Origin of the sequence: Veillonella sp. oral taxon 158 (assembly GCF_018376515.1) — a bacterium.
In the GTDB taxonomy this organism is placed as follows: Bacteria; Bacillota; Negativicutes; order Veillonellales; family Veillonellaceae; genus Veillonella; species Veillonella rogosae.
Window position 1 is genome coordinate 1 of record NZ_JAHABE010000024.1, and the last position, 9,251, is coordinate 9,251.

9 protein-coding genes are annotated in these 9,251 nt (G+C 41.2%); all 9 read left to right on the plus strand.

From position 1 onward, the window contains the following. Positions 1-144 precede the first annotated feature (144 nt). The 9 genes from tnpA (at position 145) to KH364_RS09315 (ending at position 8,994) form a co-directional block, all read left to right on the plus strand. Positions 145-582 carry an IS200/IS605 family transposase gene (tnpA, locus tag KH364_RS09275; RefSeq protein WP_273299406.1) on the plus strand — a complete coding sequence of 146 codons (438 nt, stop codon included), beginning with the start codon at positions 145-147 and terminating at the stop codon, positions 580-582. A gap of 524 nt (positions 583-1,106) precedes the next feature. Then, positions 1,107-1,364, plus strand: coding sequence for a hypothetical protein (locus KH364_RS09280; protein WP_273299407.1), 258 nt, complete (start codon positions 1,107-1,109; stop codon positions 1,362-1,364). A gap of 203 nt (positions 1,365-1,567) precedes the next feature. Beyond that, positions 1,568-2,254, plus strand: coding sequence for an IclR family transcriptional regulator (locus KH364_RS09285; protein ID WP_273299408.1), 687 nt, complete (start codon positions 1,568-1,570; stop codon positions 2,252-2,254). Positions 2,255-2,375: 121 nt separating this feature from the next. Continuing rightward, the gene (locus KH364_RS09290) at positions 2,376-3,536 is read left to right on the plus strand and encodes a M20 family metallopeptidase (RefSeq protein WP_273299409.1); all 1,161 of its coding nucleotides are present in this window, start codon (positions 2,376-2,378) and stop codon (positions 3,534-3,536) included. Positions 3,537-3,565: 29 nt separating this feature from the next. Further along, entirely contained in the window at positions 3,566-4,927 is a 1,362-nt protein-coding gene (gene dcuC / locus KH364_RS09295; protein ID WP_273299410.1) for a C4-dicarboxylate transporter DcuC, read from the plus strand. Between the two features lie 301 nt (positions 4,928-5,228). After that, a complete protein-coding gene (locus KH364_RS09300) occupies positions 5,229-6,230 on the plus strand; it encodes a YadA-like family protein (protein WP_273299411.1) in 1,002 nt (333 codons plus the stop codon). An 81-nt stretch (positions 6,231-6,311) separates the two neighbouring features. Next, the gene (locus KH364_RS09305; protein ID WP_273299412.1) at positions 6,312-7,532 is read left to right on the plus strand and encodes a hypothetical protein; all 1,221 of its coding nucleotides are present in this window, start codon (positions 6,312-6,314) and stop codon (positions 7,530-7,532) included. Positions 7,533-7,864: 332 nt separating this feature from the next. After that, positions 7,865-8,431 (plus strand): hypothetical protein, encoded by a 567-nt coding sequence (locus KH364_RS09310; protein WP_273299413.1) that lies wholly within the window; start codon positions 7,865-7,867, stop codon positions 8,429-8,431. Positions 8,432-8,439: 8 nt separating this feature from the next. Then, positions 8,440-8,994, plus strand: a complete 555-nt coding sequence (locus KH364_RS09315; protein ID WP_273299414.1) for a hypothetical protein — start codon at positions 8,440-8,442, stop codon at positions 8,992-8,994. Positions 8,995-9,251 lie beyond the last annotated feature (257 nt).

The window sequence follows — 9,251 nt, forward strand, 5'->3', positions numbered from 1 at the left end:
CGAATCATAAAACCACCCGCTATGCGGGTGCGGCAACGAAAGTTATACAAAAAAATCACCTTGCTTAAGTATAATGTAGGTGTTCAAGCCGCATTATATGCAAAAGAAAGGTGATTTTATATGGCAACAAAGACATAGAGCCTTGTGCACACAAAATGGTTATGCAAATACCACATAGTATTTACACCTAAGTATAGACGTAAAGTTATATATAATCAATACAGAAATAGTTTACGTGAAATATTGAGACGTTTATGTGAATATAAGGGCGTCAAGATTATTGAGGGGGAGCTTATGGCGGATCATATGCACATGCTAGTATTAATCCCACCTAAAATAGCAGTTTCATCTTTTATGGGATATTTAAAAGGTAAAAGTGCACTAATGATATTCGATAAACACGCAAACTTAAAGTATAAATTTGGAAATAGACACTTTTGGCCCGAGGGGTATTATGTAAGTACGGTAGGTTTAAATGAAGTAACCGTAAAAAAATATATACGTGAGCAAGAGTTACATGACCAAATGAAAGATAAACTTAGTGTAAAAGAATATGAGGACCCTTTTAAGGGGAGCAAGTAATACATATCCCCTTTAAGGGGACCGTTACGAGTCAATGGCTATGCGGCTTGAACGTAGTGAAAGCCAGCGCCTCTAGATGCTGGCCTAGTACTACGGGCTTATAGCCCGTGAGCAAACCACCCGTTTTACGGGTGGTTCTGATATTAAAATTAAAATTTTGGATTTTTATATGAGTAATATTTTCCTTATTTCTCTTGTTATATTATAGGTGTAGAGTTATCGTTTATCCCAGTTTGTTGTTAAGTGAGGTGGCATGTATGGATATTTTAGTTAGATCTCAGTTTAATCGTGTTGTTCAATCGTATATAGGCAAGCATATCATGAGAGTTGTGCCTAGCGAGTGCATAAAGCAATCTTAGAAATACAACTAGATACTGACTTTCACTATCATCGGCCGAATATGTTCACTAGAATGGGCGGAGCGATGATACTTGGGCAGGTAAAATAAACATTTGTAGTGATATATTGATGGAAAAGTTATATTTTCTTTTGGCAAAGAGAAGTGAATGGTTTAGAGAGTTAGTATGAGTATTGAAGAGCTCAAAGAATTTTTGCACCAAATTGGTGTACCTAAAAGTTCATATAACATTGATAGTGAGGGAACCGTCATTACCCCTGGGACTATTATTATAGAGCGAGTTTCCAATAGATTTTCTGTATACTGGACAGAACGTAATGAAGTATACGAACAACGTTATTTTGAAGATGAGGCTGAAGCTGTTTCATATTTTCTATTTTTGCTTGAAGGTAGCTCCAATACATATCGTAAATATGTCTTGTAGCATTAGTTTTACCTATGCATCATAGTTATTTTTAAATTTTTCATGAATGTGTTATTGTTATATTTATAATGAGTTAAATGCAATTTATGTCGTTGAGCGGTATAGGGTGCAATCAAATACATTACGTATATTGTTATTAGTGTTAATAGAATAGTGAAATGTATTAGCCCACAGCGTGCTAGTATGTTTCTTTGGAAATGAATATGGTTCAATCAATAGAGCGTGGTATTGAGATACTCAGATTGTTAGAGGCGGGCCCACTTGGGGTGACTGAGTTGGCAAATGCGACGGCGTTGCCGAAGACGACGGTCCATCGGTTGCTTAAGACCTTTGAGGCCCACCATTGGGTTGAGTTCAATAGGGACAAGAAGTATCAGTTGTCTTGGGGCGTTTTGCCTATGGCAAAGTCCTTCCTTGCGTCTTTGGATGTGCGTGCCATTGCGCAGCCATACATGGTGGCTATCCGCGATCAGTTGCAGCAGTCCGTGAATTTGTTCTTGGCGCAGGGCGATTATCGCATCTGTATTGAGCGCGTTGCGGCGGACAAGCCATTGCGTAACGATATCAAGATCGGCACGGTGTACCCTATCTTTAAAGGGGCGGCGGGCAAGATTTTTGGAGCCTATCTAGGGGATTTCAAGGATACTGATATGAGTGCTAGTGAAAGCGCCCAAATTCGTCACGATGGTTACGTGGTAACACGAGGCAATCGCGTGCCTGATGCGGCATCGATAGCGGTTCCTATCTTCTCCTTTGGCAATAAGCTAGAGGCGGTGATGACTATCTCTGGTCCTATAGGGGACTACACGGAAGAACGCGTCAATGAGTATCTATCTGTCATGATGGTATTAGGTCAAACCATTTCTAAACAAATGGGGGCAACCTTGTAAATTTTTTGTCCGATATTCGGAATGGTGTTCCATAATACGGAACATTTATATCTGTTGTTATAGATAGGCTTGTATTTGTAGTTATAGTTAGGTTTTTATAGTGTGTATGTTGGAGGTAGAAATGAGTCAGCTTTTACAAGAGATTGAAGCATTAAGACAGCCCATGAAGGAGTTGAACGATTTCATCTTCGATCATCCTGAGCTCGGGAACGAAGAGTTTCAAGCCCATGAGTTGTTGACGAATTTATTGGAGAAGGAAGGTTTCACCGTAGACCGTGAGGTGAGTGGGCTCAAAACGGCGTTCAGAGCGGTGTACCATGTAAACGGTGGCGGCCCTAAGATTGGTTTGCTTTGCGAGTACGATGCCCTTGAGGGCTTGGGCCATGCGTGTGGTCACAATTTACAAGGTCCATCCATCTGTACGGCGGCAATTGCTTTGAAACGTACGTTAAAGGCGCCTTGCACATTGGTTGTGTACGGTACGCCTGCAGAGGAAACGGCTAGTGGCAAGCTCGTTATGGCTCGCGAAGGCGTATTTGACGATTTAGACCTAGCTTTCATGATGCATGGCAGCGATACGACGACGGTAGACGGCAAGTCTTTGGCATTGAATCTCGTGAATATCAAGTTCCACGGCAAGTCTGCTCACGCGGCGATTGCTCCAGAGAAGGGCATCAGCGCTCTTGATGCGGTATTGTTGTTCTTTAACGGCATGGAGTACTTGCGCGAGCATGTGCCGACTGAGGTTCGCATGCACGGTATCATAACTGACGGCGGCAAGGCGGCGAATATCGTTCCAGATTATGCGTGTACCCAATGGTATATTCGTTCTTCCAGTCGCATTCGTCTCGACGAGGTTGTGGCTCGTGTGAAAGACGTGGCCCAAGGGGCGGCGTTACAGGTGGGCGCTACCATGGAATGGGAAGAGGTTAAGGCATACGACAACAAAGTCAATGTACAAACCTTGAACGATATACTTTTAAAAAATGCAGAAAAAGTAGGAGCCCCAGAGATTTCTGAGCCTCGTAAGGTGACGGGATCTACCGATTTCTCTAGCGTGACGTTCCGTGTACCAGGTGCTTGTTTGCGCGTGAAATTCGTAGGCAAGGGCGTAACTAGTCATTCTCAAGAATGGTTAGATAATGGTAAAAGCCAGCTCGCAGAGGACGCTATCATGTATGGCGCGAAGGGCATTGCTTTATCTGTTGAGGAAATCCTTGAAACACCAGGCTTGCTAGAAACAATCAAAGAGGATTTCAAACAAGCGAAGGAAAACTTCTAAGTATTGTGTTGTAAATGGAGGGACACTGTATGAATTTGTTAGTTTGTTTATTGGTCATCGCCATTACGGGGACGCTTGTTATTAAGAAATTTAAAGCGCAAACCGTATTGTTGTTAGGCGGTCTTATTATGATGTTTGCAGCGTACTTGTTAGGCTACACAACATCTTTCGTAGAAGCGAAGAAGTCCACAGGGGTTCTTTTCTTTGATGCTTTTGAATTTATTAACATTACAACTGCTAAAGATGCGGCAAACCTTGGTCTCATGATTATGACTTGTACTGGTTTCGCCAAGTACATGGACCACATCGGTGCCAGCTCTCGCCTCGTTGTAACGGCCATTAAACCGCTTGGTAAAATGAAATCTGCGTACCTAGTAATGGCGCTTACATTTATTTTAAATATGTTCATGTCCTTAGTCATTCCAAGTGCGTCTGGCCTTGCGATGCTCATGATGGTGACAATCTTCCCAATCCTTGTGCGCTTAGGTGTTAGCCCTGTCGGTGCGGCGGCGGCTGTTGCGACAGGTCACTTGCTCGACATCGGTCCTGCCTCTGCAACAACGTTGCTCGTATCCAAAACAGTGAACATGCCTATTCATGAGTACTTCGTTGGGTACCAGTTGAAAGTATATATTATCTGTGGCTTGATGGCGGCTATTACTCACTTTATTTGGCAAAAATACATGGATAAGAAATCTGGTCACATCCCAACAGAATACGTAGAAGCTCATAAAACGGACGAGCTTGAAGTGGGGCCATTGGCGTATATCTTCTTGCCATTACTGCCATTGATCTTCATCCTTGGCTTCAGCGAATACGGTATTAAAGGCGTTAAAATGAACGTAAACCTTGCGATGTTCCTCAGCTTGTTCATCGCTATGGGCTGCGAACTCATTCGTCATCGCGACTTCCGCAAAATGGCGGCTAGTATCCAAACCTTCTTCAAAGGCATGGGCGACCAATTTGCAAACACTGTAACATTGATCGTTGCTGGTGAAACATTCGCTTTCGGTTTGACTTCCCTAGGCATCGTAAAAGAATTCGTTGCCGCTATTCAAGGCCTTGCCATCTCTGCTGACGTAGTAGGCGTTATCGTGTCTGGTATCATCATGGGTCTCAGCGTAGTAATGGGCTCTGGTGTTGCATCTATGTTCGCCTTTGCTCCACTAGTTCCAAACTTTGCAGCTGACCTAGGCGGTAATGCAACAACAATCCTTCTTGGCATGCAAAATGCAGCTAGCGTAGGCCGTCTACTTAGCCCAATCAGTGCTGTTATGATCGCCGTAGCTGGTATCGCAAACATCTCTAGCTTCGAACTCGTAAAACGTACAAGCGTACCTGTTATCGTTACTTTCATTACGAGTACAATTGCTATCTGGATTATTCACTAATTTGAAGCTAGTAATTACTAATTTGAAGCTAGTAATTTACAATTAAATAAGAAAATAGCTAGAGGCTCTACCTTAACTGGTAGAGCCTTTATTGATAGTTAAAAGAGTATTTTTGAATTTAAAATGAATAAATAATGAAAGTTTATCAAAGTTAATCATTGAAATAAAAATAAGCTAAGCTTATAATTGTAGTATATTGTGAATTTTAGGGTACTATTGTTTTTTGTATGTTTATAGTTAGTTAGACCATACTATAAGGGATTGTATGGCTAATGTTTACTATGAATTCAGGGGAGTAATCATGAATAAGAAGTTGTTAGTATTAGCTGGGATTATGTCTGTGTTGAGCATTAACGTGATGGCAGAAGCAGATATGAGAACTATTGTAGGTAGTCTTAATAATATTACGGTAGACGAAACTGAAAACGAGAATGGCCAAAAGAGTTATACTGTTGGATTGAGCGAAGATGTTCAAGGTCTTCGCTCCATTGAGGTGTCAGATAATCCAGCTGGACGCGATAAATATGTTGAAATTAATGGTAATGAAATCAAAGTATCTCATACTGATGGCGTCAAATATTCTAGCTTAACCTTAGATGGATTAGTTGTTGAAAGCCATACAGATCAGATTAATAGAACAACGTATGGCCCTAATGGCATTGTTATTGAAAAAGCCGATGGGGACAATAATCCTGTTACTATCGTTTCTTTAACAGACAATGGCCTCAATAACGGTAACCATAAGATCGTGAATGTGTCCAAGGGCGAGGTTTCTAAGACGTCTACTGACGCTATCAACGGTAGTCAGTTGCACGAAGTGAAAACGCAGGTAGATAATAATACGAATCGCATTTCTACGCTCGAAAATAACACGGCTAACATTGGTGACAAGGTGCTCAACAACGCCAAGTCCTATACGGATCGTCAGGTGTCCAAGGTGGGGGCTGCCTCTGCGGCGTTAGCGGGCCTCCATTATCTCGACTACAATCCAAACGATAAATGGTCCTTTGCCACTAGCTTGGGCCACTATAAACACTCCACTGCTGGTGCTATCGGTGCATCCTATCAGCCGAACGAAAACTCCATGGTTCACGCTGGCGTTACCGTTGGTGGTGAAAGCATGTTTAACATCGGTGCTTCTTTCAAAGTGGGCGAACAAGATCCGACACTCAAAACAAGCCGCTTTGAAATGGCGAAACAAATCAAAGACCTACAAGCTGACAATGCATCACTACGCGCAGACAACGAAGAACTACGCGCTGAAGTAAACGAAATTAAAGCAGCATTACAAAAATTACAATAAGCATAAATAGGCACGTTCTCGAGGATATAGTATACTTATACTAATGTGAGAACGTGCCTATTATTGTTTGAGAGGTGTTGTATGAAACTAAAAAGTATTTTGTTGAGCTTAGCTGTGACAGTAGCTTTCACCATGCCTATTGATGCGGCGCAATATACTGTTCCTGAAGGACAGCCGCCTGTACCAGGGGCCGACGCAAGTATTCCAGATAATGCATATCAGAACTATCGTTATGATAAGACTCGTAATATTCTCACTACTGATCACATTAAGAAATTAGAAGATTATAATAATAGGATTGATGATGAGGTTCTTAAGAAGAAAGTTACTGCAGAGCAAGCAGCGCAATTAAAAAAGGCCTATGCGAAGTATTTGGAGTTAATTACCCATGAATCCACCGTAATTTTATTGCACGAAGGTGATTATAAGGCTAAAGTGACATTGCCTATTTCAGTGGTAGAAAGTTATTTTGTGGACCTGGATAAGAAGGGTAAAGGCTTGTATGTTTTTGATCGTCATGCTATTGCGGGGCTAGTAGGTGCTAATGAGCAAGTTGAAGATTCAGGTTTTAATAAAAAGGCTCAACGGCAAGGGGAATTTATGTATTCGGGCATTAGTAAAGGCTACTGGGGAATAAGAGAGCAATATGAGAATGGAAATCTACCTGTAATGTATGCTGCCGTTACTTTCGATAAATACCCAAATCAGACGTATATGGCATTTTTAGGCAATAAGAATCAGCCCGTTACAAAAAAGTTAGAATCTACAATGGCTAATTTTGTAATTCCTTCTATTCAATCATTAGAGAATTTAGATAATACTAGTGATGCTATTACATGGGACAATCTGACTTATCGACTACCTAAGGGAATGACTTTAGATATTGTGGATAAAAGCGATGATTTTCAAGGTCGCGTATATGTTGGAGACGGTATGAAACTCGTCGTTGCACGAAGTTCTTTAGTTAGTAAAGAAGAGCCTATACGTTTGTATAGCCAGACTGTTTTTGATCATTTTTTCTATAAAAAAAATCCAACATTATTGAAAGATATACCTCTTCAAGTAGCTTTAGTATGGAATAATGGTGTTCCTTCTTATCTTCTAGATCAATATAATCCAGGTAAGAAATCTCGTATTTACCATCTAATAAAAGATGATAAGTATGAATATTATATGTTCCTTACCTATGAAGATGGTAAAAATAAGTATAGTCATATTGAACTACGCAATATAATGGAATATTTAGACTTTGGAAATGCGAAGCAACTAAGACAAGTTAGGAATAAAAGACTGGAGAAATAAGAAAAAGACCGTACCTTTTGGTGCGGTCTTTATGGTATTGCCTCTGGAGCACTGGTAGCCCTTATTTGCCTTACAAAAAGCAAATAGCCCTCCGTTACCGCATGGTAGCTAAGTAAACAGAAAGGCCATTTCCTAAGTATTTTGATTTTCGAGATGCGCCCGACGTTTCCACTCGTCTGGCTATCTTCTTATATTATAGGGACAAAGTAGTATATCGTCAAATTGTGATAAATGAGTATCATTGTATCAGATTTATGTAGATAATTGATATTACATATAATGTATAATAAGTATAGTTTATATCATAGTTTATGAGGCTTAAGGAGAGATATATGTTAAAGCGATTTTTTATGATGATGGCGCTGACGCTAGTTTTCACCATGCCTAGCCAAGCGATTTCGATACAGGAGCTCAAGTCATCACCGCAGTTTAAGGTGGTTAATGAGGTAACACCTGATGTTCCCAATGCTAATGAGCATACTACGTGGTATTTAGACACGAGTTCTATCGAGGTGCTAGAGTACGCGCCGCCTGTGTATAAGATCAAGGCCACTGTGTACAATGCGTATCAGTCGCCGCGGAAAAATACCATTTTTAGCGATGCCTGGATTGTGTCCTATGATACTCGTTTGTCGCTAGCGAGTCAGGTATATCGCGCGAAACAAGCGGGTGCTTCGTTGACGACGGTTATTGATGCGGCACAAACGAAAACAGGTATGACGGGCTCCGAGGAACCATTGGGGAAATTCTCCTTTGATGGACAGTCGCTGCCGGTTCAGGTGAAATCCTCAACTCGTGCTATTGTGCGCACGGCGCCTAATACGACGCGTTATGATATAGCAGATACGTTATTCTATGAGGCGTATCGTATGCATTTTGAAGATGTGGTGGTGAAATGAGACTCATAATGAAAGTACTATATATAGCAATGGCATTGGCGCTATCTTGTGTGGTGCCTGCGCACAGCATGTCCATGCAGGAATTACAAAACACCAGCCGCTTTGAAATGCTTCATGGCTTTGGTGAAAGTGGCAATGGTGATGGTACCTATATAGATAAGAATTCCATCAAGGCCTCTAACGGGCCGAATGGAAGCAAGCAAATTGCCCTCACACAGTATGTACTCATGCCTGCTGGTGATGTGATTCAGGAAAAGCAGGTTCTATATACCTTTGATACAAAGCAGTCCTTTGCTAGTCTTATCAAGAAGCTAGAGTCCCATCAATTAGGATCCTATAAAGACCTATGGCTGCTTAAACAAAAGAACTCAGGTATCACATCTAGTGTTGTTGATTTCAAAGAATATCATATAGATGGGAACCGGTATGATACACAAAGCGAAGCGCGAGACAGACGAATGGCAACTGCCCCTGTAGACTTTGGATTCGCAGGATACCTATTGGCGAACCGTTTATATGAACGTGTGTATGGCGCGCAATTCGATGATATCGTTGTAAAATAAGAAAAACTCCTATTGGCTTAACCGATAGGGGTTTTGTATTTATCTATATATTTCTATTATTCGTTCCTTATTGTATCGTATATTAGTTCGTTCTATAATAGACTTAGGATAGTCAGATGAGGTTGGGCCTCTCTTCGTCATCGAAGGGAGGGATAAGCCTATGAGTGATTATGAATTAATCATGCTCTTATTACAGGTAATAACTGTGGTTATTGCCTTTGGGGCATTAATAGCGCTTATTTGTCTCACAAAAGACA

What these genes read in the sequence shown, in the direction of transcription:
- KH364_RS09280 (WP_273299407.1), top strand. Translation starts at nt 1,107, where the DNA reads ATGAGTATTGAAGAGCTCAAAGAATTTTTGCACCAAATTGGTGTACCT.
- KH364_RS09285 (WP_273299408.1), top strand. Translation starts at nt 1,568, where the DNA reads ATGGTTCAATCAATAGAGCGTGGTATTGAGATACTCAGATTGTTAGAG.
- KH364_RS09290 (WP_273299409.1), top strand. Translation starts at nt 2,376, where the DNA reads ATGAGTCAGCTTTTACAAGAGATTGAAGCATTAAGACAGCCCATGAAG.
- dcuC (WP_273299410.1), top strand. Translation starts at nt 3,566, where the DNA reads ATGAATTTGTTAGTTTGTTTATTGGTCATCGCCATTACGGGGACGCTT.
- KH364_RS09300 (WP_273299411.1), top strand. Translation starts at nt 5,229, where the DNA reads ATGAATAAGAAGTTGTTAGTATTAGCTGGGATTATGTCTGTGTTGAGC.
- KH364_RS09305 (WP_273299412.1), top strand. Translation starts at nt 6,312, where the DNA reads ATGAAACTAAAAAGTATTTTGTTGAGCTTAGCTGTGACAGTAGCTTTC.
- KH364_RS09310 (WP_273299413.1), top strand. Translation starts at nt 7,865, where the DNA reads ATGTTAAAGCGATTTTTTATGATGATGGCGCTGACGCTAGTTTTCACC.
- KH364_RS09315 (WP_273299414.1), top strand. Translation starts at nt 8,440, where the DNA reads ATGAAAGTACTATATATAGCAATGGCATTGGCGCTATCTTGTGTGGTG.